This window comes from Mesorhizobium sp. L2C066B000 (genome assembly GCF_000502335.1).
GTDB lineage: Bacteria > Pseudomonadota > Alphaproteobacteria > Rhizobiales > Rhizobiaceae > Mesorhizobium.
Genome location: NZ_AYWZ01000002.1, coordinates 292,050 through 317,350, shown reverse-complemented (window position 1 = coordinate 317,350; position 25,301 = coordinate 292,050). Strand labels below are relative to the sequence as shown.

The 25,301-nt window shown below is 63.4% G+C and carries 26 protein-coding genes; 18 read left to right on the top strand and 8 right to left on the bottom strand.

Annotated features, from left to right (window positions below; translation table 11 throughout):
• Nucleotides 1–3: 3 nt before the first annotated feature.
• The 4 genes from mtaB to X733_RS155645 all read right to left on the bottom strand — a co-directional run bounded on the left by mtaB (nt 4) and on the right by X733_RS155645 (nt 3,107).
• On the bottom strand, nt 4–1,323 hold the full coding sequence (gene mtaB / locus X733_RS155630; RefSeq protein ID WP_031193174.1) for a tRNA (N(6)-L-threonylcarbamoyladenosine(37)-C(2))-methylthiotransferase MtaB: 1,320 nt from the start codon (nt 1,321–1,323) through the stop codon (nt 4–6).
• Nucleotides 1,323–2,207 carry a diaminopimelate epimerase gene (gene dapF, locus X733_RS155635; protein WP_023752716.1) on the bottom strand — a complete coding sequence of 295 codons (885 nt, stop codon included), beginning with the start codon at nt 2,205–2,207 and terminating at the stop codon, nt 1,323–1,325. The genes mtaB and dapF overlap by 1 nt, the downstream gene beginning before the upstream one ends.
• Nucleotides 2,208–2,280: 73 nt before the next feature.
• Entirely contained in the window at nt 2,281–2,442 is a 162-nt protein-coding gene (locus tag X733_RS1000000167830) for a DUF1328 family protein (RefSeq protein WP_023671746.1), read from the bottom strand.
• Nucleotides 2,443–2,540: 98 nt separating this feature from the next.
• On the bottom strand, nt 2,541–3,107 hold the full coding sequence (locus tag X733_RS155645) for a hypothetical protein (protein WP_023726038.1): 567 nt from the start codon (nt 3,105–3,107) through the stop codon (nt 2,541–2,543).
• A gap of 433 nt (nt 3,108–3,540) precedes the next feature.
• On the opposite strand from X733_RS155645, the gene X733_RS155650 reads away from it, so the two are divergent.
• Both X733_RS155650 and zapE read left to right on the top strand, forming a co-directional pair.
• On the top strand, nt 3,541–4,080 hold the full coding sequence (locus tag X733_RS155650; RefSeq protein ID WP_023687689.1) for a protease inhibitor Inh/omp19 family protein: 540 nt from the start codon (nt 3,541–3,543) through the stop codon (nt 4,078–4,080).
• A gap of 30 nt (nt 4,081–4,110) precedes the next feature.
• Entirely contained in the window at nt 4,111–5,295 is a 1,185-nt protein-coding gene (gene zapE, locus X733_RS155655) for a cell division protein ZapE (RefSeq protein WP_023818329.1), read from the top strand.
• 208 nt (nt 5,296–5,503) lie between these two features.
• Here the strand turns inward: zapE and X733_RS155660 are convergent, their stop codons facing one another.
• Nucleotides 5,504–5,932, bottom strand: a complete 429-nt coding sequence (locus X733_RS155660) for a GNAT family N-acetyltransferase (protein ID WP_023818328.1) — start codon at nt 5,930–5,932, stop codon at nt 5,504–5,506.
• A gap of 235 nt (nt 5,933–6,167) precedes the next feature.
• On the opposite strand from X733_RS155660, the gene mdh reads away from it, so the two are divergent.
• From mdh to lpdA, 11 genes are all read left to right on the top strand, one after another.
• Nucleotides 6,168–7,136, top strand: a complete 969-nt coding sequence (gene mdh, locus X733_RS155665) for a malate dehydrogenase (RefSeq protein WP_023670541.1) — start codon at nt 6,168–6,170, stop codon at nt 7,134–7,136.
• A gap of 19 nt (nt 7,137–7,155) precedes the next feature.
• Nucleotides 7,156–8,349, top strand: coding sequence for an ADP-forming succinate--CoA ligase subunit beta (gene sucC, locus X733_RS155670; protein ID WP_023818327.1), 1,194 nt, complete (start codon nt 7,156–7,158; stop codon nt 8,347–8,349).
• A 6-nt stretch (nt 8,350–8,355) separates the two neighbouring features.
• On the top strand, nt 8,356–8,727 hold the full coding sequence (locus X733_RS155675; protein ID WP_023738005.1) for a cupin domain-containing protein: 372 nt from the start codon (nt 8,356–8,358) through the stop codon (nt 8,725–8,727).
• A 2-nt stretch (nt 8,728–8,729) separates the two neighbouring features.
• Complete coding sequence (locus X733_RS155680) at nt 8,730–9,221, top strand: DUF1579 family protein (RefSeq protein ID WP_023818326.1); 492 nt, start codon at nt 8,730–8,732, stop codon at nt 9,219–9,221.
• A 12-nt stretch (nt 9,222–9,233) separates the two neighbouring features.
• Nucleotides 9,234–10,139, top strand: coding sequence for a succinate--CoA ligase subunit alpha (gene sucD / locus X733_RS155685; RefSeq protein ID WP_023687695.1), 906 nt, complete (start codon nt 9,234–9,236; stop codon nt 10,137–10,139).
• 128 nt (nt 10,140–10,267) lie between these two features.
• A complete protein-coding gene (locus X733_RS155690) occupies nt 10,268–13,255 on the top strand; it encodes a 2-oxoglutarate dehydrogenase E1 component (RefSeq protein ID WP_023736764.1) in 2,988 nt (995 codons plus the stop codon).
• Nucleotides 13,256–13,301: 46 nt separating this feature from the next.
• Nucleotides 13,302–14,594 carry a 2-oxoglutarate dehydrogenase complex dihydrolipoyllysine-residue succinyltransferase gene (gene odhB, locus X733_RS155695; RefSeq protein WP_023694512.1) on the top strand — a complete coding sequence of 431 codons (1,293 nt, stop codon included), beginning with the start codon at nt 13,302–13,304 and terminating at the stop codon, nt 14,592–14,594.
• 16 nt (nt 14,595–14,610) lie between these two features.
• Nucleotides 14,611–15,348 carry a DUF4241 domain-containing protein gene (locus X733_RS155700; RefSeq protein ID WP_031193173.1) on the top strand — a complete coding sequence of 246 codons (738 nt, stop codon included), beginning with the start codon at nt 14,611–14,613 and terminating at the stop codon, nt 15,346–15,348.
• Nucleotides 15,345–15,851 (top strand): hypothetical protein, encoded by a 507-nt coding sequence (locus X733_RS155705; RefSeq protein WP_023818324.1) that lies wholly within the window; start codon nt 15,345–15,347, stop codon nt 15,849–15,851. Before X733_RS155700 ends, X733_RS155705 begins: the two co-directional genes overlap by 4 nt.
• Nucleotides 15,848–16,603, top strand: a complete 756-nt coding sequence (locus X733_RS155710; protein WP_023818323.1) for an SDR family oxidoreductase — start codon at nt 15,848–15,850, stop codon at nt 16,601–16,603. Before X733_RS155705 ends, X733_RS155710 begins: the two co-directional genes overlap by 4 nt.
• A gap of 23 nt (nt 16,604–16,626) precedes the next feature.
• Nucleotides 16,627–18,033, top strand: coding sequence for a dihydrolipoyl dehydrogenase (gene lpdA / locus X733_RS155715; RefSeq protein WP_023818322.1), 1,407 nt, complete (start codon nt 16,627–16,629; stop codon nt 18,031–18,033).
• Between the two features lie 853 nt (nt 18,034–18,886).
• On the opposite strand, the gene X733_RS155720 is transcribed toward lpdA, so the two are convergent.
• Together X733_RS155720 and X733_RS155725 are read right to left on the bottom strand one after the other, a co-directional pair.
• The gene (locus X733_RS155720) at nt 18,887–19,948 is read right to left on the bottom strand and encodes a TraB/GumN family protein (protein WP_023818321.1); all 1,062 of its coding nucleotides are present in this window, start codon (nt 19,946–19,948) and stop codon (nt 18,887–18,889) included.
• 73 nt (nt 19,949–20,021) lie between these two features.
• Entirely contained in the window at nt 20,022–20,960 is a 939-nt protein-coding gene (locus X733_RS155725) for a tyrosine recombinase XerC (protein WP_023818320.1), read from the bottom strand.
• Nucleotides 20,961–21,078: 118 nt separating this feature from the next.
• Between X733_RS155725 and rimM the strand changes: the two genes are divergently transcribed.
• Nucleotides 21,079–21,678, top strand: coding sequence for a ribosome maturation factor RimM (rimM, locus tag X733_RS155730; protein WP_023818319.1), 600 nt, complete (start codon nt 21,079–21,081; stop codon nt 21,676–21,678).
• Nucleotides 21,675–22,373, top strand: a complete 699-nt coding sequence (gene trmD, locus X733_RS155735; protein ID WP_023818318.1) for a tRNA (guanosine(37)-N1)-methyltransferase TrmD — start codon at nt 21,675–21,677, stop codon at nt 22,371–22,373. The genes rimM and trmD overlap by 4 nt, the downstream gene beginning before the upstream one ends.
• On the opposite strand, the gene X733_RS155740 is transcribed toward trmD, so the two are convergent.
• Nucleotides 22,355–23,107: a sulfite exporter TauE/SafE family protein gene (locus X733_RS155740; protein ID WP_023745412.1), complete on the bottom strand. Its 753-nt coding sequence runs from the start codon at nt 23,105–23,107 to the stop codon at nt 22,355–22,357. The two genes, trmD and X733_RS155740, sit on opposite strands and share 19 nt — an antisense overlap.
• A 326-nt stretch (nt 23,108–23,433) precedes the next feature.
• On the opposite strand from X733_RS155740, the gene rplS reads away from it, so the two are divergent.
• The 3 genes from rplS (at nt 23,434) to X733_RS155755 (ending at nt 25,068) form a co-directional block, all read left to right on the top strand.
• Nucleotides 23,434–23,994, top strand: coding sequence for a 50S ribosomal protein L19 (gene rplS, locus X733_RS155745; protein WP_023747377.1), 561 nt, complete (start codon nt 23,434–23,436; stop codon nt 23,992–23,994).
• A gap of 151 nt (nt 23,995–24,145) precedes the next feature.
• Complete coding sequence (locus X733_RS155750) at nt 24,146–24,574, top strand: organic hydroperoxide resistance protein (RefSeq protein ID WP_023818317.1); 429 nt, start codon at nt 24,146–24,148, stop codon at nt 24,572–24,574.
• The gene (locus tag X733_RS155755) at nt 24,571–25,068 is read left to right on the top strand and encodes a MarR family transcriptional regulator (protein WP_023683877.1); all 498 of its coding nucleotides are present in this window, start codon (nt 24,571–24,573) and stop codon (nt 25,066–25,068) included. Before X733_RS155750 ends, X733_RS155755 begins: the two co-directional genes overlap by 4 nt.
• The last annotated feature ends 233 nt before the right edge of the window (nt 25,069–25,301 follow it).

The window sequence follows — 25,301 nt, the reverse complement described above, 5'->3', positions numbered from 1 at the left end:
GTCTCAGGCGGCGCGGGCAGTGAGCGGGGCTGCTATCAGGCGCGCGCCGTCATGGCCGGTGATGTCTGCCTCGACGATCTCGCCCGGCGCGCCCGTGTCGAGCGCCGCAAGCGTGAACCCTTCGGTGCGGCCGAGGCCGTCGCGCTCGACCAGGATCGACTGGCGCGTTCCGGGAAGCGACGACAGATGGCGGCCATACGCAGCCTCACCAGCGGCGCGCAGCTGGGCCGCGCGCTGCTTGACCAGTTCGCGGCGGACCTGCGGCATGCGCGCGGCGGGCGTGCCTTCGCGCGGCGAAAACGGGAAGACATGCAGGTGCGTCAGCCCACATTCCTCGACGATCTTTATCGAATTCTGAAACATTTCCTCGGTCTCGGTCGGGAAGCCGGCGATGATGTCGGCGCCGAAGACGATTTCGGGGCGCAGCTTGCGCACATCCTCGCAGAAGCGGATCGACTGGTCACGCAAATGCCTGCGCTTCATGCGCTTCAGGATCATGTCGTCACCTGATTGCAGCGACAGATGCAGATGCGGCATCAGCCTGGGTTCGGTGGCGATGGCGTCGAGCAGATCATCATCCGCCTCGATCGAATCGATTGAGGACAGCCGCAGCCGCTTCACATCAGGCACCTGCTTCAGGATGGTCTTCACCAGCTTTCCCAGCTTCGGCGCGCCCGGCAGGTCGGCGCCGAAGCTGGTCATGTCGACGCCGGTCAGCACGATCTCGGCATAGCCGTTGCCGGCCAGACGCTTGACCTGCTCGACCACGGCGCCCATCGGCACCGAGCGTGAGTTGCCGCGGCCATAGGGGATGATGCAGAAGGTGCAGCGATGGTCGCAGCCGTTCTGCACCTGGACGAAAGCACGTGCCCGGCCCTCAATGGCGTCGACCATGTGGCCGGCGGTCTCGCGCACCGAGAAAATGTCGTTGACGCGCGCCTTCTCGCTGTCGTTGACGCCGAAATCCGGCAGCGCGCGGTAGGAGTTGGCCTTCAGCTTCTCTTCGTTGCCAAGCACGAGGTCGACCTCGTCCATGGCGGCAAAATTCTGCGGTTCGGTTTGCGCGGCGCAGCCGGTGACGATGATGCGCGCCGCCGGATTTTCGCGGCGGGCCTTTCTGATCGACTGCCTGGCCTGGCGCACCGCTTCGGCGGTGACGGCGCAGGTGTTGAAGATAATGGCGCCGCCTTTGAGCGCGCCGAGACCTGCGCTTTCGGCCTCGCGGCGCATCACTTCGGATTCATAGGTGTTGAGACGGCAGCCAAAGGTGACGACGTCTATGCCTTGGGAGTTGGGGCCCTTGGTATCGGCAAGTGCAAACATCAGGCCGCGCTTTCGGTGTCGCGGGCCCAGGTGCCGGTCGACGGATCGAAATTGCCGGAAAACTCCCATTCGGCAGCGCCGGTCAGGATGACGTGGTCGTCGTCGCGCCATTCCACATGCAGCGAGCCGCCGCCGGGCGTCATCAGCGTAACGCTGCGGCCGGTGCGCCGGGTGCGGGCAGCGGCGACGACGGAAGCGCAAGCGGCCGAGCCGCAAGCCTTGGTCAGGCCGGCGCCGCGCTCCCAGGTGCGGATGATCATCGTCTCCGGCGACGTTACCTGGGCGATGGTGATGTTGGCGCGCTCGGGGAAGATCGGATGGTTTTCGAGCAGCGGGCCGAAACGCTCGAGTTCGTAGGACCAGACATCGTTGTCGACCCAGAAGATGGCGTGAGGGTTGCCCATCGAGAGAGCCGAAGGCGAATGCAGCACCGGCGCGTCGATGGGGCCGATCTGCAACTCGATCATGCGGGTGTCGCGGAATTCCTCGGCCAGCGGAATGTCCTGCCAGCCAAAGCGCGGAGTGCCCATGTCGACCGAGATGGTGCCGTCGGCATTTTCGACGGCGTTGAGGATGCCGGCGCGGGTCTCGAAGGTGAAAGTCTTCTGGCCGGTTTCGGCGGCCAGCGCCTGGACGACACAGCGCATGCCGTTGCCGCAGGCCTGCGCGCCCGAGCCGTCGGAATTCAAAATGTCGATGTAAAAGGCGGTGCCCGGCGTGCGCGAATCGTGGATCGCCATGATCTGGTCGAACCTGGTCGCCGCATCGGCGTTCAGCGCGACAGCCGACGCCGCCGTGACCCTATCGGCACGGCCACGCATGTCGGCGACGATGATTTCGTTGCCGATGCCGTTCATCTTGGCGAAGGGGGCAGTGCCTGCCATGATCTGAGGTAATTCCTGTACGTTTCGCCGCTATATGGCGGAAACGGGCGGGAATTACCAGTGTGGGCTGCGTTTAGGTTACCGCGAAAACGCCGAGCACGATCAGCAGGAAGATGACGAGAACGATGCCGATCAGCAGGCGCGCGCCGGTGGCGGCGGCACCGGCCAGCGCCGGCATGCCGAGCAGGCTGGCGGCGGCAGCAACGATGAGAAGAATGATGATCCATTTGATCATGGACAATGCCTCGCAAATTGACTGGCCTGCAGCCGGCTTAAGAACGCATCTGCGGCGCTCTGGTTCCGTTGCCGCGAGGCTGTTTCCGACTGGGCGCGCTATTCGGCAATCTCGAAGTCGGTCGTGAAAGGCGCCGTCTTTGGCGAGTTCTCGTCGTGCATGAGGAAATCCGCGCGGTATTTGCCGGGGGGAACGCCATCCAGGGAGACGTTTAATTTGAAGAACATCTCTCGGTTATGCGAGCGCGAGGCGAGCTGGACCCGACCAAGCTTTTCGACGCTGCCCAGCTTCTCGCCCGACTGGGAAAGCACGGTAAGGTCAACGTAAAGCGCGATCTGGTTGTTGCCGAGCCCATCCGAGCCGTAGCCGTAACCGACCGGCTCCATATAAAGCACAATCTCTTCGCCCGGCTTGTAGACATGGTTCGGGCGCTCGGCGTAGGCGCCGAACCCGCTGGCCGACAGGATATGCTTCACATTTTGCACGCCAAGCGGCATCGCTTGCCACAGAGCGTCCTCGGCGCTGCGGAATTTGTCCAGCGCGCCGGCGCCATCACCCGCCTGCAGTGCCTTTTCGGCTTCAGCGGCGCGATCGGAGATTTCGCCCGCGAAAGCGGCCGGCGTCGAAATTACCAGCGCGATCAAAACTGCCAAGATTGATTTCATCTGTTCCCCCTGTTGCGATAGAACATCGGCTAAAACGGCAGTGCCGTAAACGGCCAAATGCAGACTTCAGCCGCGCTCGATCTCGGGAACGTCCCAAAGCTCGCCCGGACGGAAGGCGCGAAACCGCTCACGCGCCAGGCCTTGCGCCTCAAGCGCTTCAGTCAGTTTTGCGCCGGCAGTTGCGCTCGACCGCCGATGCGCCGACCTGCTGCGGGCTCCGGTGCCGCTTTCGCAACCAATGTACCGGTTGGAACCGCGCTAGAGCGAAGACATGCCTTTTGTCCGCCAGCCATTTTGCGACAAATTTACAACAATTCGTGGTGCAAACCCTATTTTAACCATATCGGGTTGAAATTTCGCCACCTTCTCCATCTTGGTGAGGGCTGAGATTGTGCGGACGGCTTCCCCCCAGCCGGATCCGACGGAGGTTGGAATGATTTTTTCGAGAAGCGGGCTGATGGCCGTATCGCTGGCAGCGCTCGTTGCGAGCGGCTGTTCGACCTCGCGTTTTTCATCGATGGATGACCAGCAGCCCGCCCCGCTGCAGCCCGCGCCCGCCGGCACGGTGAGCGGAAGCCAACTGCCGCCCCCGGCAGCGCCGGGCACCACCGACCCATCGCAATTCCCGACCGCGCCGGCAGGCGCGCAGGTCGCCTCGCTGCCGCCGGACGGATCGGCGCCGGCCGGAGCCTCCGACCTTACCGCTGCGAGCGTTGCCGGCGTCTGGAACGCCAGCGTGTCCGGACAGAGCTGCAAGGTGGCGACGCCGCAGACCAAATTCGGCGCCGGCTTCCGCGCCGGGCCGCTGCATTGCCCGCCGCCCATCGACGGCATCAAATCGTGGAACGTCGCCGGCAAGCAGCTGACGCTCTATGACGAGAATGGCGGCACGCTGGCGCGGCTCTATTCCTCGGGCGGTTCGAAATTCGACGGCCAGACTACCAACGGCTTGCCGATATCGCTTACAAGATAGGCTGCCTATCCCTAGACAGCGACGTGACCGATGCATCTGCGTGACGGCCTCCAGACCCATGCGACCGTCAGGCAGCGCTACGACCATCTGGTCGCAACCGGCGCCATCGAGCGCGATGCGGCGCAGGAGCGCATCGCCGCCGCGCTCGACCGGCTGACCGACGAGATCTCGGTCAAGCGGCTGGCGCACAAGTCGAGCGCGCTCGGCTGGCTGTTTGCCCGCAAGGGCGAGACGCGCGAGGTCGTCAAGGGCCTCTACATTCATGGCGGCGTCGGTCGCGGCAAGACCATGCTGATGGATATGTTCTTCGAGCTGTTGCCGGTCAGGCGCAAGCGCCGCGTTCATTTCAACGACTTCATGGCCGATGTGCAGGACCGCATCCAGAAGCACCGGCAGGCGCGCAAGAACGGCGACGTCAAGGAGGACGACCCGATCCCGCCGGTCGCGCTTCAGCTTGCCGAACAGGCCTGGGTGCTGTGCTTCGATGAGTTTTCAGTCACCGACATTGCCGATGCGATGGTCCTGTCGCGGCTGTTTTCGGCGCTGTTCGCCAATGGCGTGGTTCTGGTCGCCACCTCGAATGTCGCGCCGCAGGATCTTTATCGCGACGGGCTGAACCGCCAACTCTTCCTGCCCTTCATCAGCATTCTCGAGCGCCACGCCCATGTGCTGACGCTCGATGCCGACAAGGACTACCGGCTGGAAAAGCTCGCCCGCACGCCGGTTTATGTCACCCCGGCGGATGCGGAAGCCGATCGTATGCTCGACGAAGCCTGGCAGGCGATGACGCATGGGGCGGCAACGGCCGAGACCACGCTGACGCTCAAGGGGCGGCAGGTGAGAATACCGGGTGCTGCCGGCAATGCGGCGCGGTTTTCCTTCGCCGACCTCTGCGAAAAGCCGCTCGGCGCGCGCGATTTCCTTGCCATTGCCGGCCGCTTCTCGACCGTCTTCATCGATCACGTGCCGGTGCTGGGCGAAGGCAAGCGCAACGAGGCCAAGCGCTTCATCCTCCTGATAGACACGCTCTACGATCATCACACGCGGCTGGTGGTAAGCGCCGACGCCTCGCCGCCTGAGCTCTATACGGCCAGGCGCGGCGTCGAGGTGTTCGAATTCGAACGCACCGCCTCGCGGCTGATCGAGATGCAAAGCCGCGACTGGCTGGAGGACTGGGCGGAACGGCAGAAGGACAACGCGGAAGCGCAGGTCTGAGGGTTCGAAGAGGTCATTATGTAGTGATCCTTCGCGCCCCCCTCCGTCCTGCCGGACATCTCCCCCACACGGGGGGAGATTGGCGGTTTCGGCGCTCCGCTCATTCCTGCGGCCATTGGAGATTGGCGAAAGGTCGCGTGACGTCCGATCTCCCCCCTCGTGGGGGAGATGCCTGGCAAGGCAGAGGGGGGCGCTGTCCCGCCGACGCCTAAAGCTCATACACATACATCACAAACGACTCCGCCGGCCCATGCACCTCCCTGCGCGTTTCATAAAGGGCCCGCGCTGGAACATTGTCCGGCTCGGTGCCGACCCAGACTTCGCCGCATCCCTGCTCGCGGCCGAGCGCGAACATGGCGTCGAGCATCTTTCGCGCGATGCCATGGCGCTGGAAGGCCGGCGAGACGCCGACTTCGTCGATGTAGAGTTCGGTCACCTTGTCGGGATGGCGGTGGATGATGGCAGCGCATTGGCCGACGACGACGCCGTCTGCCAGCGCGACAATCATTAAATGACCCGGCGAGGCGAGGTAAGCGGCAAGCCTGTCGGCCCGCACCGGCTCGTCGAACACGTCTTCGGCGAGGCGCTTCACAAGGGCGTCATCGCCTGGATAGAGTCTTCTGATTTCCACGTTCATTGTGTAAAACCTCTCAAGTCGGCTTACAAACTTTGACGTTTACGTAAACCCCAATGTTTCTAACCGATTGAAATTATTCACTCGAAAATAATCGATTGAATATATTTTCCACCAGGGCTACTGGATGCGGCGAAATCTCGCTGAGACCACAGCATTCCGGCCTCTTCCTCGACGCCGTCAACCAGATCACCAGAGATTTGGGCGTCGTCACAGACAAAGGGAAAATTTTCCTCACATGGCACGCAACAAGATAGCGCTTATCGGCTCCGGCATGATCGGCGGCACGCTCGCTCACATGATCGGCCTCAAGGACCTCGGCGACGTGGTGCTGTTCGATATTGCCGAGGGCATTCCGCAAGGCAAGGGGCTCGATATCGCGCAGTCTTCGCCGGTCGACGGTTTTGACTCCCGGCTGACCGGCGTCAATGATTATGCCGGGATCGAGGGCGCCGATGTCTGCATCGTCACTGCCGGCGTGCCGCGCAAGCCGGGTATGAGCCGCGACGATCTGCTGGGCATCAACCTCAAGGTCATGGAACAGGTCGGCGCAGGGCTGAAGAAATACGCGCCCAAGGCTTTCGTCATCTGCATCACCAACCCGCTCGACGCCATGGTCTGGGCGCTGCAGAAGTTTTCCGGCCTGCCCAAGACCCATGTCGTCGGCATGGCCGGCGTGCTCGACAGCGCGCGCTTCCGCTATTTCCTGGCCGAGGAGTTCAAGGTCTCGGTCGAGGACGTCACCGCCTTCGTGCTCGGCGGCCACGGTGATTCCATGGTGCCGATGATCCGCTACTCCACGGTTTCGGGCATTCCGTTGCCGGACCTGATCAAGATGGGCTGGACCTCGAAGGAAAAGCTCGACCAGATCGTGCAGCGCACCCGCGACGGCGGCGCCGAGATCGTCGGCTTGTTGAAGACCGGCTCGGCCTTCTACGCCCCGGCAGCCTCGGCCATCTCGATGGCCGAATCCTACCTCAAGGACAAGAAGCGCGTGCTGCCTTGCGCTGCGCATCTCTCGGGCCAGTATGGCGTCAAGGGCACCTATGTCGGCGTTCCCGTGGTCATCGGCGCCGGCGGCGTCGAGCGCATCATCGAGATCGACCTCAACAAGGCCGAGCAGAAGATGTTCGACGCTTCGGTGGCGACGGTGCAGGGCCTGACCGAGGCTTGCGTCAAGATCGCCCCGCATCTCGCCTCGAAATAATCCTCCGGAGACCATCCAGATGAACATCCATGAATATCAAGGCAAGGCGCTGCTGAAGAGCTTTGGCGCGCCGGTGGCCGAAGGCGTGCCGGTGTTCAAGGCAAGCGAAGCGGAAGCCGCGGCACAAGCGCTTCCCGGTCCGCTCTATGTGGTGAAGAGCCAAATCCATGCCGGCGGCCGCGGCAAGGGCAAGTTCAAGGAACTGTCGCCCGACGCAAAGGGCGGCGTGCGGCTGGCTAAGTCGGTTGCCGAAGTCGTTGCCAACGCCAATGAGATGCTCGGCCACACGCTGGTGACCAAGCAGACCGGCCCCGCCGGCAAGCAGGTCAACCGCCTCTATATCGAGGACGGCGCCGACATCGATCGCGAGCTTTATCTGTCGATCCTGGTCGACCGCTCCGTCGGCCGCATCGCTTTCGTCGTCTCGACCGAGGGCGGCATGGACATTGAAGGCGTCGCCCACGACACACCGGAAAAGATCATCACCCGCGCCATCGATCCGCTGGCCGGCGTGACGACCACCGACGTCGACATATTGGTGGAAGCGCTGGGCCTCACTGGCGATGCCGCCAAGGATGCCGGCACGCTGTTCCCGATCCTCTACAAGGCCTTTGTCGAGAAGGACATGAGCCTGCTCGAGGTCAACCCGCTGATCGTGATGAAAAACGGCCGCCTGCGCGTGCTGGACGCCAAGGTGTCGTTCGACAACAACGCGCTGTTTCGCCACCCCGAACTGATGGAGCTGCGCGACACCACCGAAGAGGACGAGAAGGAGATCGAGGCGTCGAAATACGACCTCGCCTATGTCGCGCTCGACGGCAATATCGGCTGCATGGTCAATGGCGCCGGCCTCGCGATGGCGACGATGGACATCATCAAGCTCTACGGCGCCGAGCCCGCCAACTTCCTCGATGTCGGCGGCGGCGCGTCGAAGGAGAAGGTGACGGCGGCGTTCAAGATCATCACCAAGGATCCGGCCGTCAAAGGCATACTAATCAACATCTTCGGCGGCATCATGAAGTGCGACATCATTGCCGAGGGCGTCATTGCCGCGGTCAAGGAAGTCGGCCTGCAAGTGCCGCTGGTGGTGCGCCTTGAAGGTACAAATGCCGAGCTCGGCAAGAAGATCATCAACGACAGCGGTCTGAACGTCGTGTCGGCCGATGATCTCGACGACGCGGCCAAGAAGATCGTGGCGGCGGTGAAGGGCTGAAGGCGAATGCCTCCGCGCAAGATAAACCTGGTCGAGGCGGCGGATCGAACGATCACCAAGGTCTTCGATCCGCATATCGCCGGCGACGTCAATGACAGCCAGGCGAAGGTCGCCAAGTTCGGCGGGACCTTCGACTGGCACGCGCATGAGCATGAGGACGAAGCCTTCCTCGTCCTGCGGGGCAGGATCGCCATCGATTTCCGTGACGGTCCGGTCGAACTCGGCGAGGGTGATTTCATCGTCGTGCCGAAGGGCGTCGAGCACCGGCCGCGCTCGCTGACCGCCGAGCCGGTGGTGCTGATGTTCGAGCCGGCAACGACGCTCAACACCGGCAACGCCAAGAGCGACCTCACCGTCTCCGACCTGAAGCGGCTCTGACCATGAACGCGTTCTCCTCGCTCTCGGCCGATCACCAGCGCCTGCAGGCGCTGGTCGGCGCGTGGCGCGGCGAGGAAGAGGTGGCGGAAACACAATGGGCCGATGGTGGACCGGCGACGTCGGAAGTGCTGGCGGAGCCACAGTTCGGCGGCCTGTTCGTGGTGCAGCGCTATCGCCAGCGCCGCGACGGCACGGTCTCGTTCGGCTCGCACAGCGTGTTCGGCTTCGACCAGCCAAACAGGCTCTTCACGATGCACCAGTTCGACTCGATGGGTTTTGTGCCGGCCTCGCCGGCCACAGGAACGTGGAACGACGATGAGCTGGTTCTGGAGCGGTCGTCGCCGCGCGGCTCAGCGCGCGTGACGTATATTTTCGACACTCCCGATGCCTACCGGATGCGACTGCATTTCAAACCTGCCGGCAGCGACAGCTGGCAAGACATGGTGAGCGGCGTCTACCGGCGCGTTTCGCCTTCCTCGATCAACGGTTTTTAGAAAAGGGCTCCGATGTCCATTCTCATCGACAAGAACACCAAGGTGCTGGTTCAGGGCCTGACCGGCAAGACCGGCACGTTCCACACCGAGCAGGCCTTGGCCTATCACGGCACCAGGATGGTCGGCGGCATCCATCCCAAGAAGGGTGGCGAGACCTGGACCGGCGCCAAGGGCGAAAACCTGCCGATCTTCGGTTCCGTTGCCGAGGGCAAGGAAAAGACCGGCGCCAATGCCTCGGTGGTCTATGTGCCGCCGGCGGGCGCCGCCGAAGCCATCCTCGAAGCCATCGAAGCCGAGATCCCGCTGATCGTCTGCATCACCGAAGGCATTCCGGTGATGGACATGGTTAGGGTCAAGGCGCGGCTCGACCGCTCGACCTCGCGGCTGATCGGCCCGAACTGCCCCGGCGTGCTCACCCCCGACGAATGCAAGATCGGTATCATGCCCGGCAACATCTTCCGCAAGGGCTCGGTCGGCGTTGTTTCGCGCTCGGGAACGCTTACCTATGAGGCAGTGTTCCAGACCACCAATGTCGGCCTCGGCCAGACCACCGCCGTCGGTATCGGCGGCGACCCCGTCAAAGGCACCGAGTTCATCGACATGCTCGAAATGTTCCTCGCCGACGACGAGACCAAGTCGATCATCATGATCGGCGAGATCGGCGGTTCGGCCGAGGAAGACGCCGCGCAGTTCCTCAAGGACGAGGCCAAGCGCGGCCGCAGGAAACCGATGGCCGGCTTCATCGCCGGGCGCACCGCGCCGGCCGGTCGCACCATGGGCCATGCGGGCGCGGTCATATCCGGCGGCAAGGGCGGCGCGGAAGACAAGATCGCGGCGATGGAATCGGCCGGCATTAAAGTATCGCCATCGCCGGCGCGTCTGGGCACGACGCTGGTCGAGGCGATCAAGGCCAAGTGAGTAGCGAGTAGTGAATAGCGAATAGGGAAAAGAGAGTAACGGCGCGACCCGGGAAAAATCCCTACTCGCTATTCGCTACTCACTATTCGCTTTTGAAAAGGAGACGGAGCCAGGCTCCGCGGACAAAAATGGCAAGACAAGATCAGGCCAACGACCAATTTTCGCTCACCTCTTTCCTCTATGGCGGCAATGCCGACTATATCGACGCGCTGTACGCCTCCTATGAGGATGATCCAGAGTCGGTAAACCCCGAATGGCAGGACTTCTTCGCCGGGCTGAAGGACGACGCCGGCGATGTGCGCAAGAACGCCAAGGGCGCTTCCTGGGCAAAGCCGTCCTGGCCGCTGCAGGCCAATGGCGAACTGGTGTCGGCGCTGGACGGCAATTGGGGCATCGTCGAGAAGCATCTGGAAAAGAAGGTCAAGGACAAGGCGGTCACCAATGGCGTCGTGCTGTCGGATGCCGACGTGCATCAGGCGACGCGCGATTCGGTGCGCGCCATCATGATGATCCGCGCCTTCCGCATGCGCGGCCATCTGCACGCCAATCTCGACCCGCTCGGCATCGCCAAGCCGCTTGAGGACTATAACGAGCTGTCGCCGGAAAATTACGGTTTTACCGCAGCCGACTACGACCGGCCGATCTTCCTCGACAATGTGCTCGGCCTCGAATTCGGCACCATCCGGCAGATGCTGGAGATCCTGACCCGCACCTATTGCTCGACGCTCGGTGTCGAGTTCATGCACATTTCCGATCCCGAGGAGAAGGCCTGGATCCAGGCGCGCATCGAGGGTGCCGACAAGGAGATTTCCTTCACCGCTACGGGAAAAAAAGCGATCCTGCAGAAGCTGGTCGAGGCCGAAGGCTTCGAGCAGTTCATCGATGTCAAGTACAAGGGTACCAAGCGCTTCGGCCTCGATGGCAGCGAAGGCCTGATCCCGGCGCTGGAGCAGATCATCAAGCGCGGCGGCCAGCTCGGCATGAAGGAGATCGTGCTCGGCATGGCGCATCGCGGCCGGCTGAACGTGCTGTCCCAGGTGATGGCCAAACCGCATCGCGCCATCTTCCACGAATTCAAGGGCGGCTCGGCCGCTCCTGACGAGGTCGAGGGCTCGGGCGACGTCAAGTACCATCTCGGCGCCTCGTCGGACCGCGAATTCGACGGCAACAAGGTGCATCTGTCGCTGACCGCCAATCCTTCGCATCTGGAAATCGTCGATCCGGTTGTGATGGGCAAGGCGCGCGCCAAGCAGGACTATCTGTTCGGCCGCAGCCGCGAGGAGATCGTGCCGCTGGAAGAGCGCGCCAAGGTGCTGCCGCTGCTTCTGCATGGCGACGCCGCCTTTGCTGGCCAGGGCGTAATCGCCGAAATCCTCGGCCTGTCGGGCCTGCGCGGCCACCGCGTCGCCGGCACGCTGCATTTCATCATCAACAACCAGATCGGCTTCACCACCAATCCGCGCTTCTCGCGCTCGTCGCCCTATCCGTCCGACGTCGCCAAGATGATCGAGGCGCCGATCTTCCACGTCAATGGCGACGACCCGGAAGCGGTGGTGCATGCCACGAAGGTGGCGATCGAATTTCGCATGAAGTTCCACAAGCCGGTGGTGGTGGACATGTTCTGCTATCGCCGCTTCGGCCACAATGAGGGTGACGAGCCGGCTTTCACCCAGCCGATCATGTACGCCAACATCCGCAACCACAAGACGACGGTGCAGATCTATGGCGAGCGGCTGATCGCCGAGGGCCATATCAGCCAGGCCGAACTCGACAAGATGAAGGCCGACTGGCGCGCCCATCTGGAGTCCGAATGGGAAGTCGGCCAGCACTACAAGCCCAACAAGGCCGACTGGCTGGACGGCGCCTGGTCTGGTCTGCGCACCGCCGACAACCAGGACGAACAGCGCCGCGGCAAGACCGCCGTGCCGGTCAAGGTGCTGAAGGACATCGGCAAGAAACTGACCGAGGTGCCGAAAGGTTTCGAGGCGCACAAGACCATCATCCGCTTCCTCGAAAACCGCCGCCAGGCGATCGACTCCGGCGAAGGCATCGACTGGTCGACGGCCGAGGCGCTGGCCTTCGGCGCCATCCTGCTCGACGGCAATCCGATCCGGCTCTCCGGCCAGGATTCAGAACGCGGCACCTTCTCGCAGCGCCATTCCGTGCTCTACGACCAGCGCGACGAGACCCGCTACATCCCGCTCAACAATCTCTCGGCCGCACAGGCCGGCTACGAAGTCATCAACTCGATGCTGTCGGAAGAGGCGGTGCTCGGCTTCGAGTATGGCTACAGCCTGGCCGAGCCTAAGGCGCTGACGCTCTGGGAAGCGCAGTTCGGCGATTTCGCCAACGGCGCCCAGGTGGTGTTCGACCAGTTTATCTCGTCGGGCGAGCGCAAGTGGCTGCGCATGTCGGGCCTGGTCTGCCTGCTGCCGCATGGCTATGAGGGCCAGGGGCCGGAACATTCCTCGGCCCGGCTCGAGCGTTTCCTGCAGCTCTGCGCCGAAGACAATATGCAAGTCGCCAACTGCACCACGCCGGCAAACTACTTCCACATATTGCGCCGGCAACTGAAGCGCGACTTCCGCAAGCCGCTGATCCTGATGACGCCGAAGTCGCTGCTGCGCCACAAGCGGGCAGTGTCGACGCTGCCGGAGATTTCGGGCGAAAGCTCGTTCCACCGGCTGTTGTGGGACGACGCCCAGCTGTTGCAGAACCAGGCGATCAAGCTCACCAAGGATTCCAAAATCCGCCGCGTCGTGCTGTGCTCGGGCAAGGTCTATTACGACCTGTACGAGGAACGCGAGAAGCGCGGCATCAACGACATCTATCTCTTGCGCGTCGAACAGCTCTATCCGTTCCCGGCCAAGGCGCTGATCACCGAACTGTCGCGCTTCCGCAATGCCGAGATGGTGTGGTGCCAGGAGGAACCCAAGAATATGGGCGCCTGGTCGTTCATCGATCCGTATCTGGAATGGGTGCTGGCTCATATCGACGCCAAGCACCAGCGGGTGCGCTACACAGGACGTCCGGCGGCGGCATCGCCGGCGACCGGTCTGATGTCGAAGCATTTGGCGCAGCTCGCTGCCCTGCTCGAAGACGCGCTCGGCGAATAGAACAAACCCGGCGAATAGAACAGACAGAGAAGAAACGGACAGCACAATGGCTACCGAAATCCGCGTTCCCACTCTCGGCGAATCCGTCACCGAGGCGACCATCGGCAAGTGGTTCAAGAAGGTCGGCGATGCCATTGCCGTCGACGAGCCGCTGGTCGAGCTCGAAACCGACAAGGTGACGGTGGAAGTGCCTGCCGCCGCCGCCGGCACGCTGGGCGAGATCACCGCCAAGGAAGGCGAGACCGTCGGCGTCGGCGCGTTGCTGGGTTCGATCTCGGCTGGAGGCGCTACCGCCGCCCCGGCGTCCAAGCAGGAGACCAAGCCGCAAGCTGTGTCGCAGGCGTCGAGCCCCGACGCGGCACATACGACCAAGCAGGCCGCGGCCGAGACCGCCAAGATTGCCGGCGATGCCGGGCCGGTCGAGCCGCGCACAATGCCGCCGGCGCCAGCTGCCGCAAAGCTGATCGCCGAGAACAATCTGTCGGTCGACCAGGTTTCTGGCTCGGGCAAGCGCGGCCAGGTGCTGAAGGGCGATGTGCTCGACGCGATTTCCAAGGGCGCGCCGTCGCAGCCGGCCGAAATTCCGAAAGCCGCACCGGCTCCGGTCGCCGTGCGTGCGCCGTCCTCGGGCGACGATGCGTCGCGCGAGGAGCGCGTGCGCATGACCAAGCTGCGCCAGACCATTGCGCGCCGGCTGAAGGAAGCGCAGTCGACCGCCGCCATGCTGACCACCTTCAACGAGGTCGACATGTCGGCGGTGATGGCGCTCAGGACCAAGTACAAGGACATCTTCGAGAAGAAGCATGGCGTGAAGCTCGGCTTCATGGGCTTCTTCACCAAGGCGGTCACCCACGCCTTGAAGGAAATCCCCTCGGTCAATGCCGAGATCGACGGCACCGACATCATCTTCAAGAACTATGCCCATATCGGCGTTGCCGTCGGCACCGAAAAGGGTCTCGTCGTGCCAGTGGTGCGCAATGCCGACCAAATGTCGATTGCCGAGATCGAAAAGGACATCGGCCGGCTGGGCATTGCCGCGCGGGACGGCAAGCTGTCGGTCGCCGACATGCAGGGTGGTACGTTCACCATCTCCAATGGCGGCGTTTACGGCTCACTGATGTCGACGCCGATCCTCAATGCGCCGCAGTCGGGCATTCTTGGCATGCACAAGATCCAGGACCGGCCCGTCGTGGTCGGCGGCCAGATCGTCATCCGGCCGATGATGTACCTGGCGCTCAGCTACGATCACCGCATCGTCGACGGCAAGGAAGCGGTGACCTTCCTGGTCCGCGTCAAGGACAGCCTGGAAGATCCGGAACGGCTGGTGCTTGATTTGTGATCGGAGCTGATCCGTCATGAGCGGCTGGCTGGCGCGGTTTGGGTTCAAGCTGGGTCGAGTAGCGGGTAGCGTATTGAGGCGTTCCCGGCCGGCGGCTTCCGCCGCCATCTCTCCGCCGGCGACATCGACTGAATGGGATTCGGCGCCGGCGAGCAGCAATCTCGGTGTCTTCGCTCTCAGCGAAGCCGAAATGGCGGAGCGGAAGATCATCGTCACCGCGATCGGTGAGCTTGAGCTACCGACCGGCGAAATCATCGCTTGCGATCCACTGATTACCGGGCTGGAACGGCCTGTGTTTAGCCGTAAGGTCAGGCCGGGATGCTATCCAGTCACGTTGCTTGAGGCGCAAGGCCGTGTTGGTGCAGCGGTATTGCGGTTTGGCACTGACTTGCCGGTGCGGTGGGAGTTGGCTGCCTTCGTCCGCGACGTCGGCACATCGTCCTGGAAGTCTGGATTTATTGTCGATGATAATGTTGCTTCGTTCATGGACAAGTCGGTTCTGACGCTGATGTCCGACCAGGAGGAACTCGACAGCTATCTTGCTGACGTTGCATGCTCGTTCGACAAGTTCCGCATGGATAATCCGGTTGATGGAAATCCGCTTAATATAGCCATGTTCGACACTGGCTTCGGTGATGGGAACTATCATTCCTTCTGGGGACTGGATGCGGCCGGCGAGCCGCTGGTCTTGATGACCGATTTCGAGGTGCTCGAAAACGCCGACGGCCGCGAGAGCAGCCAGAGCAATTCATGACAAACATCGCTTCGCCAATGATCGGATTTATGGCCGGGCTGGCTGTTCTCGCAGCGGGTTACGAGGCGCATGCCGCCTGCCCGCTGGCGCTTGCTGTCTATGGCGATGCCGAAAGCGAGGCCGGCATTGATTTCCGGCCGACGACGGATGCGGTCACCGTCACCAACTCGTTCAAGATGGTGCTCGACAAGGGCATCGTTCTCGACGGCATTGTCATGTGGACATCCGGTGTTTCGCGACCGCAAGGTTCGCTGATGTACAAATGCCCGACCGGCGACGTCACCGGTGACGAGCTTGCCGCCTGCACGGTCTGGCAGGGTGTCATCTACAGCGCCGACGATAAGGGCAACATCGCGCTTCTGGCGGCGGAAGGCACGGACGCGCCGCAGAGCCTGATCTTCCCCGATCTCGGGCCGTCGCTGCAGATGTCGACGGCCTTCGGCCCGAACGGTTTCTCGAAACTGCCATGGGACGTGTTTCTGCTGAAAGGTTGCCAGGAATGAGCGCGTCCAAGAAGGTGCTTCTGGTCACCGGCGGCAGTCGTGGCATTGGCGCGGCCACCTGCCGGCTTGCGGCAAAGGCGCGCTACCGGGTCGCGGTCAACTATGCCTCGAACGAGGCTGCCGCCAAGGCGCTGGTCGAGGAAATCGAGGCGGCGGGTGGCGAGGCATTTGCCGTCAAGGGCGATGTCGGCGTCGAAGCCGACATCGTCGCCATGTTCGAAGCCGTCGATCGCGCCTATGGCCGGCTCGACGCGCTGGTCAACAATGCCGGCGTCGTCGACGTCAAGGCGCGCGTCGACGAGATGAGCCTGGCGCGGCTGGAGCGCATGATGCGCATCAATGTCATCGGCTCGTTTCTGTGCGCGCGCGAAGCGGTCAGGCGCATGTCGAGCAAGAATGGCGGCAAGGGTGGCACCATCGTCAATATATCGTCGGCGGCGTCGATACACGGTTCGCCCGGCGAATATGTCGACTATGCTGCGTCCAAGGCGGCGATCGACACGTTCACGCTCGGGCTGGCGCGCGAAGTCGCGACCGAAGGCGTGCGCGTCAATGCGATACGGCCGGGCATTATCGACACCGAGATCCATGCTTCGGGCGGCCAGCCGGACCGGGTCGAGCGGTTCCGCGACATGCTGCCAATGAAACGAGCCGGCACGGCCGATGAAGTCGCGTATGCCGTTCTCTATCTTTTGTCGGATGAAGCGTCCTACACGACGGGCGCAATCCTGAATGTAAGCGGCGGCCGCTGAGCCCCAAGCTAAGGGAAACGAACATGGCTTATGATGTCGTTATCATCGGGTCGGGACCGGGCGGCTATGTCTGCGCCATCAAGGCGGCACAGCTCGGGCTCAAGGTCGCGGTGGTCGAGAAGAACGCCACTTTCGGCGGCACCTGCCTGAACATCGGCTGCATCCCATCCAAGGCGCTGCTTTATGCCTCGGAAATGTTTGCCGAGGCCGGCCATTCCTTCGATGCGCTGGGCGTCGAGATACCGGCGCCGAAACTCAATCTGAAGAAGATGATGGCGCACAAGGACGCGACCGTTTCGGCCAACGTCAATGGCGTCGCCTTCCTGTTCAAGAAAAACAAGATCGATAGTTTCCGCGGCACCGGGAAGGTGGTTGCGGCCGGCAAGGTGTTGGTGACGGCTGAGGACGGCAAGGTCGAGGAGATCGAGACGAAAAATATCGTTATTGCCACGGGCTCCGATGTCGCCGGCATTCCCGGCGTCAAGGTCGACATCGACGAGAAGGTGATCGTATCGTCGACCGGCGCGCTGTCGCTGGAGAAAGTGCCGGGACATCTGGTGGTGGTCGGCGGTGGGGTCATCGGTCTGGAGCTCGGCTCGGTCTGGGCACGGCTCGGCGCCAAGGTCACCGTGGTCGAATTCCTCGACACCATCCTGGGCGGCATGGACGGCGAGGTCTCCAAGCAGTTCCAGCGCCTGCTTTCCAAGCAGGGTTTCGAGTTCAAGCTCGGCTCCAAGGTGACAGGGGTGACCAAGGCCAAAAAGGGCGCCGCCGTTACCTTCGAGCCGGTCAAGGGTGGTGCGGCCGAGACCATCGAGGCCGACGCGGTGCTGATCTCGACCGGACGCCGGGCCTATTCCGACAGCCTCGGGTTGAAAGAAGCCGGCGTCGAGGTCGACGAGCGCGGCCGGGTCAAGACCGACGGGCATCTCAGGACCAACGTGGCCGGCATCTACGCCATTGGCGACGTCATCGCCGGGCCGATGCTGGCGCACAAGGCCGAGGATGAAGGCGTGGCGGTGGCCGAGACCATTGCCGGCCAGGCCGGCCACGTGAATTACGACGTCATTCCGAGCGTCGTCTACACCAGCCCGGAAATCGCTTCGGTCGGCAAGACAGAGGAAGAGCTGAGGAAGGCCGGCATCGACTACAAGATGGGCAAATTCCCGTTCACCGCCAACGGCCGCGCGCGCGCCATGCTGCACACAGACGGCTTCGTGAAGATCCTCGCCGACAAAGCCAGCGACCGCGTGCTCGGCGTCCACATTGTCGGCTTCGGCGCCGGCGAGATGATCCATGAGGCGGCGGTGCTGATGGAGTTCGGCGGCTCTTCCGAAGACCTCGCCCGCACCTGCCACGCGCATCCGACAATGTCGGAAGCGGTCAAGGAAGCGGCGCTGGCGACGTTCTTCAAGCCGATCCATATTTAAGGAAACGCTGGAGGGACAGCACCCCCCCCTCTGGCCTGCCGGCAATCTCCCCCTCAAGCAAGGGGGGAGATTGGACTTCACCGCCGCGTCGCGAGCTTTCAAGTTTCTCACGTTTCTAACCTGGCGCTGTTCGTGAACTGCCGATCTCCCCTCTCGAGGGGGAGATGTCCGGCAGGACAGAGGGGGCGGTGAAGAATCGCGACGCTCGCCGATAGGTGCCCCAAACAAAACGGCCCGCTTTTCAGCAGGCCGTTCTTGGCTGGAACAAGATGCCAGATCAGTTGGCCAGATTACGGGCTCGGCGCCGGAGCAGGCGCGGGTGCCGGAGCTGGCGCAGGAGCCGGTGCGGGCGCAGGGGCTGGTGCGGGAGCCGGTTCGGCGGGCTTCATCGGCTCAGCCGGTGCAGGTGCGGGCGCCGGTGTGCTGGCTGCCGGCGGCTCTGCGGGCGCAGGATGTTCGCCGCTTCTGCCGAAAACATAGTACGCGACAATCGCAAGGATGACGACGACCAGCGCAATCAGCCAGCCGCTGCCACCACCCGACCTGGGCGCTGGATCGTTAGGGTTCGCCATAAAAGTGTCCTCCGTGGATGAAAAGCATCAATCAACACCCCTCAACGCGCAACCGTTGAACGGGTTCATACTAGGCCTTCAAATTGACGAACGCAGGAAAATTCTGATTCGCAACCGCTTGTTGGCCTGTATTTCCCCCGCAAAATCAATCACGAACGAGGTAGAACGAGCTTAGCTGGCCTTTTCCGCCAAAAATAGGGCCAACCGCCTCCGCTTTGCGAATCAGTTGCGCACCGCACAGAGCCGGGCTTACGTGATTCGGTATTCAAGACGGGCGCTGCTCAGTCGACGGCGGTGACGGTATAGCCGGCCTTGCGAAAATCCTCGACCAGGCCTTCGGGGCCGGGAAGATGCATGGCGCCGACGGCCATGAAGGCATTGCCCTTGGCCAGGATCGGTGTGGCATGGTCGGCCATGACCTTGTTGCGGCCGGTGATCATCGTCCGGTCGAATTCGGCGTAACCTGCGTCGTCTTCGTCGGGCGAGATCGAACGCAACAGCGGCCAGAAGGTGCCGGTGTCGCCGCGCTGGTAAAGCACGATCATGGTTTCGTTGATGTCGTTTATCTTGTCGCCGAGCTTCAGGGTCTCGACCAGCCCCTTGATGTGGAACGCAAGCGGCAGCGAGGCCATGGCGCGCAGCTGGCTGGCTGCGGTCTCCAACCCTTCCACCGGCTTGCCATTAGCCTTGGCGTCCTGCGCCAGCTTGACGTCGAGAACCGGTGCGCCGCCTGCCTGACGGGCGACCTCACAGACCGGCAGCGCGACCATGGCCGACAGCAGCCACGGCTTCATCTTGGAGACGCTCGCCGGCGGAATGCCGCGCGCATCGAGCCCTTTGTTCACCACCGCCGCATCCTCCGGCGACAACAGCGACGACAACGTCGTGTTGTCGGTGAACATCATCAGCTCGGGTTCCTTGAGCATGGCCTCCATCATCTTCTGCTTGTCGAGCACGTCGGTGGTCTCGATGATGATGGTGCCGGCAGCGTCATAGGCTTTCCTGGCTGCCGGCGGCAGAGTGGTCACGCGCGGGTCGGTCATGTGCATGGTGCCGAACAGGAAGGACGGCTTTTCGCCTGATTTCTCCAACTTCCACAACAGGCCCTTGCCGTTCAGCGTCGCTGCTGCTTCCGTCTCGATCCTGGCATAGGCGGCGGGGTCTTCCTTCTGCAGGGCCGATAGCAGATCGGCGCCGGCGCAGGCCGGGGCTTCGGCATGCGCCTTGCCCATGGCAAGCAGCAACGCGACGAGAAAAGACAGGAAAAACAGGGCGTTGAGCGCGACGAGCAGCTTCAGCGACACAAGGGCCGCGCGGTCGGCGATGGCAAGGGCGCGTTTCATGGTGCGGTTCTAGGACTGAAAAGCGGCGAAACGGTTAACCGGCGTGGGGAAATTGTCCTGGACTTATACAGTGTCACGCGCGGGGATGGGCAGATTCGTAGATCTCGAGCAGCCTTGCCGTGTCGACGCCGGTATAGACCTGCGTCGTCGACAAGCTGGCGTGGCCGAGCAGTTCCTGGATGGTGCGCAGGTCGCCGCCGCGCCCGAGCAGATGGGTGGCGAAGGAATGGCGCAACGCGTGCGGCGTCGCGGTGTCGGGCAGGTTCAGCGCCGAGCGCAGCCTGGCCATGTCGCGCTGGACGATGGCCGGGTTGAGCGGCCCGCCGCGGGCGCCGCGAAACAGCAGGCCCTTGGGATCGAGATGGTAGGGACACAGTTTTCGGTATTCGGCGATTGCCCTGAGCGCCACCGGCAGCACCGGCACCAGCCGTGTCTTGCCACCCTTGCCGGTGACGCGCAGCACGGTGTCGGCTTCCGATGCCAGGTCGGCGGCGCTGAGGCCCAGCGCTTCGGAAATGCGCAGGCCCGATCCATAAAGCAGCGTCAGCACGGCGGCGTTGCGGGCGGCGATCCAGGGCTCTTCAGCCAGCTGGCCTTCCACCGACACGACATGTTTGGCATCGCTGGCGGTCAGCGGCTTGGGCAGCGATTTCGGCTGGCGCGGCGCGCGCAACGCAGCGGCACCGGCGGCATTGGCGAGACCGCGCCGTTCGAGGAAGCGCAGCAGCGAGCGGATGCCGGCGAGGCCGCGTCCGAGCGTGCGGGCGCCGGCGCCGGCGTTGCGCCGCGCGGCAAGAAAGCCGCGCAGATCGGCCGGGCGGAGAGTCGCGATGTCGGAAAGACCAGGCGAGTCGCCGCGATGCCCTGTGAGGAAATGCAGGAACTGGCGCGTGTCGCGCTCATAGGCTTCGACGGTCGCCGGCGACAGCCGGCGCTCGCGCGCCAGCATCTTCAGCCAGCTTTCGCGCGCTGCCTGGAGGTCGGGCTTTGCCGGGATGAGAAATTCCTGCATGCCGCCATTGTCAGGCAGCCGGGTTAGGAAGCGGTGAAGAACCTGTCATTGAAATGGCCACGGGCGATCATTGAAATGACGCCGGTAGGGCGCTAGAGCAGGGCAAAGGATATCAGCCATGTCGAAGCCCCAGAACTCCGTGCAAATGGCCGTGATCGGCGCCGCCCACGGCATCAAGGGCGAATTGCGGGTGAAGACCTTCACTGGCGAGCCGATGGCGCTGGCCGATTATGGGCCGCTCTATGCCAAGGACGGCCGCGTTTTCCAGATCACCGACATAAGGCCGGCCAACACCGTCGTGGTGGTGCGCTTCAAGGGCATTGCCGATCGCAATGCCGCCGAGGCGCTGGCCGGAACCGAGCTGTTCGTGGACCGCTCGATGCTGCCCGACGATGGCGAGGAGGACGAATTCTACCACGCCGATCTCGTCGGACTTGAAGTCCGCGACGATAAGGGCGCGGTCATCGGCAAGGTGGTGGCGGTGCATAATTTCGGCGGCGGCGACATTCTCGACGTTACCCTCGGCGGGCGCAAAGGCGTGCTGATCCCGTTCACCCAGGCCGCCGTGCCTCAGGTTTCGATTGCCGAAGGTTTTCTCCGCGTCGACCCGGCAGCCGCCGGCCTTGTCGAGGATGAGGATGGCGACGCGCCGCGCGAAGAAGATTTCGGCGCGAAGGGCCGACCGCGCGGGCCGCGCGAAGCCGGAGGCAACCGGTGACGTTCAAGGCGTCGGTGCTGACGCTCTATCCCGAGATGTTTCCGGGCGGGCTAGGCCTGTCGCTGGCCGGACGGGCGCTCGAAGTCGGGACATGGTCGCTGGAAGCGATCCAGATCCGCGACTTCGCCAGCGATCGCCATCACACCGTCGACGACACGCCGGCCGGCGGCGGCGCCGGCATGGTGATGCGCGCCGATGTGCTGGCCAAGGCGATCGACCACACGTCGCCGGCGGGCGATCCGCGGCCGCGTTTGCTGATGAGCCCGCGTGGAAAACCGCTGACGCAGGCACGTGTGCGCGAACTGGCCGCTGGGCCAGGCGCCGTCATCGTCTGCGGCCGGTTCGAAGGCGTCGACCAGCGGCTGATCGAGGCGCGTGGACTGGAAGAGGTCTCCATCGGCGATTTCATCCTGTCGGGCGGCGAGCCGGCGGCGCTCGTACTGCTCGACGCCGTTGTGCGGCTGTTGCCCGGCGTCATGGGCAATGCGGTGTCGGGCGAGGAAGAAAGTTTCGAGAACGGCCTGCTCGAACACCCGCATTACACGCGACCGCAGGAGTTCGAAGGCCGCCCCATCCCCGACGTGCTGGTCTCCGGTAATCACAAGAAGATCGCCGCGTGGCGGCGCGCGGAGTCCGAGAAGCTGACCAGGGAGCGCCGGCCGGATTTGCTCGCCGCTCAGCCCTTGGCAAAGTAGTAAACGGCGAGAAACAGGCCGACGGCGATGACGAAGCCGCGTACTGCGTTTTGCGGCACGCGCTTGGCGATCCAGACGCCGGCATAGCCGCCGAGCGCGCCGCCGGGGATCATGACGATTGCCTGCGGCCAGGCAACAACGCCGCCGGAAACGAAGACCAGTATGGCAACGGCGGCGATGACCACGGCCAGCATGTTCTTCAGCGCGTTCAGTCGGTGATAGTCGCCGGATTGCGTCAGGCCGAGCGTCGCCAGCATCATGACGCCCATGCCGGCGCCGAAGAAGCCGCCATAGATGGCGGTGGCGAACTGCGCCAGCGAACCGGTCAGAGAGCCGACCGTGGCTTCATGCCCAGGCTTCGGCGTTGGTTTGAGCCACGGCCCGGCGGCGAACAAGGCGGTTGCCGCAAGCAGCAGCCACGGCACCAGCGCGCGGAACGACGGATTTGAGAGCGCCAGCAGGATGAGCGCACCAGCCAGCGCGCCCAAAGCCGAGATCAGGCAAAGCAGCAGCGCGCCGCGCCAGAAATGCTTGATGTCGGTCCAGTAAGCCAGCGTCGAGGTGATGTAACCGGGAAACTGCGTCACCGAGGAGGTGGCGTTGGCGACGATCGGCGGCAGGCCGGCCAGCGTCATGGCGCCGAAGGTTATGAAGGTGCCGCCGCCGGCAACGGCGTTGACGGCGCCTGACAGAAAACCCGCGAGGAAGAGCAGGACTGCGTCGAAAACAGACATTGTGAGGCCGCCGGACAAGTGTGCTGCTCCCGGATTAGGAAGCTTGAAGGGCCGGCGCAACCCTGCACTGGACGATTGCGTGGTGGCATGCGACCAAAAAAGACAGGGCCAAGGCGTGACAAGTCAGTGAAATAGCTGTATGTGCCCGCCCGTACTGGCGAGAAAAATCTCCCGGACCCGTCAACAATGACGGTGTAGTCGCCCCTGCCCAATGTTTCGAAGACAAGATGTCTCGGGGACAAAGGGCATAGCCGAGCGGTCAATGGAACTGCAAGGCGAGTGTCGGACGCTCTGACTGTCGGAAGAACAAGAAGTGGACTATTGAGATGGATATCATCCGTCAGCTCGAGGCCGAACAGGCCGCCAAGATCGAAGCCAAGCGCAAGCTTCCCGAGTTTCAGCCCGGCGACACCGTGCGCGTCCAGGTCCGCGTGACCGAAGGCACCCGCACCCGCGTCCAGGCCTATGAGGGCGTCGTCATCGCCCGCGCCGGCGCGGGCTTCCAGGAAAATTTCACCGTCCGCAAGATCTCCTACGGCGAAGGCGTCGAGCGCGTTTTCCCGGTCTACTCGCCGATGGTCGAAGGCGTCGAGATCGTGCGCCGCGGCAAGGTGCGCCGCGCCAAGCTCTATTATTTGCGCGACCGTCGCGGCAAGTCGGCCCGTATTTCGGAAAACACCGGCGTGCGCGCCCGCAAGCTCAACGATGAGGAGCGCGACGCGCTGAACGCCGAGAAGGCCCGCATCGAAGCCGAGAAGGTTGCCGCTGCCCAGGCGCTGGCCGCCGAGACGGCCGCCAAGGAAGCCGCCGAGAAGAAGGCCGCCGACGAGGCTGCAAAGGCCGCCGACGAGGCTGCAAAGGCGGCGGAAGCGACCCCGGCCGAATAAACCTGGTCCAAGGATTTTGAAAAGGCGGCTTCGGCCGCCTTTTTTCGTTTCACCAGACTGTGAACGATTGCCGGCCGAGAGTTGCGCCGCGGCTGTTGACTCGAATTATCCTGTACACTAAATGATCGTACAAAGCAAATGGAGAACTGACATGGCACTCTACACCACACAGGCTCGCGTCACCGGCGGCCGCGCCGGCCACGGCGAGACCAGCGACGGCCTGCTGAAGGTCGACCTCGCTTTGCCGAAGGAGCTCGGCGGACAGGGTGGCGCCACCAATCCCGAGCAGCTGTTCGCGGTCGGCTATGCCGCTTGCTTCGAAAGCGCCATCCGCTTTGTCGCGCGCAAGCAGAAGCTGCCGCTGCAGGATGCGGCGGTGAGCGCCACCGTCAGCCTGCTTCCCAATGGTGAAGGCTTCAAACTTGGTGTCGCACTCGCCGCGGAGACGAAAGGCCTTGATCAGGCGGTGGCGGAAGCGCTTGTATCGGCAGCGCATCAGATTTGCCCCTATTCCAATGCGATCAAAGGCAATATCGAGGTGGCGCTTTCGACAGTGGCGCTTCCGGCAAAGGCAGCATGACGACGAAGACCGAAACCAGGGCCAGCGAAGTCCCGGCGGACACCGCCGGGAGGATCGCCGTTCCGCGCCTCGACCAACAGCTCTGCTTCGCGCTCTATTCGGCGAGCGGGCTGATGACCAAGCTCTATCGGCCGCTGCTTGACCCGCTCGGCCTGACCTATCCGCAATATTTGGCGATGCTGGCGCTGTGGCAGCATGCGCCGAGCACGGTCGGCGAACTCGGCGAGGCGCTGGGGCTGGATTCGGCGACATTGACGCCTCTGCTCAAGCGGATGGAAGCGGCTGGTCTCGTCACCCGCCGTCGCGATCCGGCCGACGAGCGCCGCGTGCTGGTCGAGCCGACTGCCAAGGGCCAGGCGCTGCGCGCCCGCATCAAGGACGTATCCGCAGGCCTTGCCTGCGCCATGCCGCTGGAAGTCGAGGAGCTGAAGTCGCTGCACCGGACCTTGACCGGATTTGTCGCCAAGCTGCGTGAGGCTACGTCACCATCCTGATCCGTCATCTGACGGGTTCCCGTGTCCAGGAGGGGTCTGGTTTGCCGGCGGCGCAATCACGGAATAAATTCCGACCACGGGGCGTTCTAAAACCGCGTTGGTTGAAGGCATTGGAATCCGCTTTCACCGGACGCTGAGCACCGGACCGGCTTGCAAGCCGTCTGCGGACGGCTAAAGTCGCGCCTGGATTTTCATGCGAGCCCGGCTGCAAGCGGGCTTCTCATCCTGGAGCG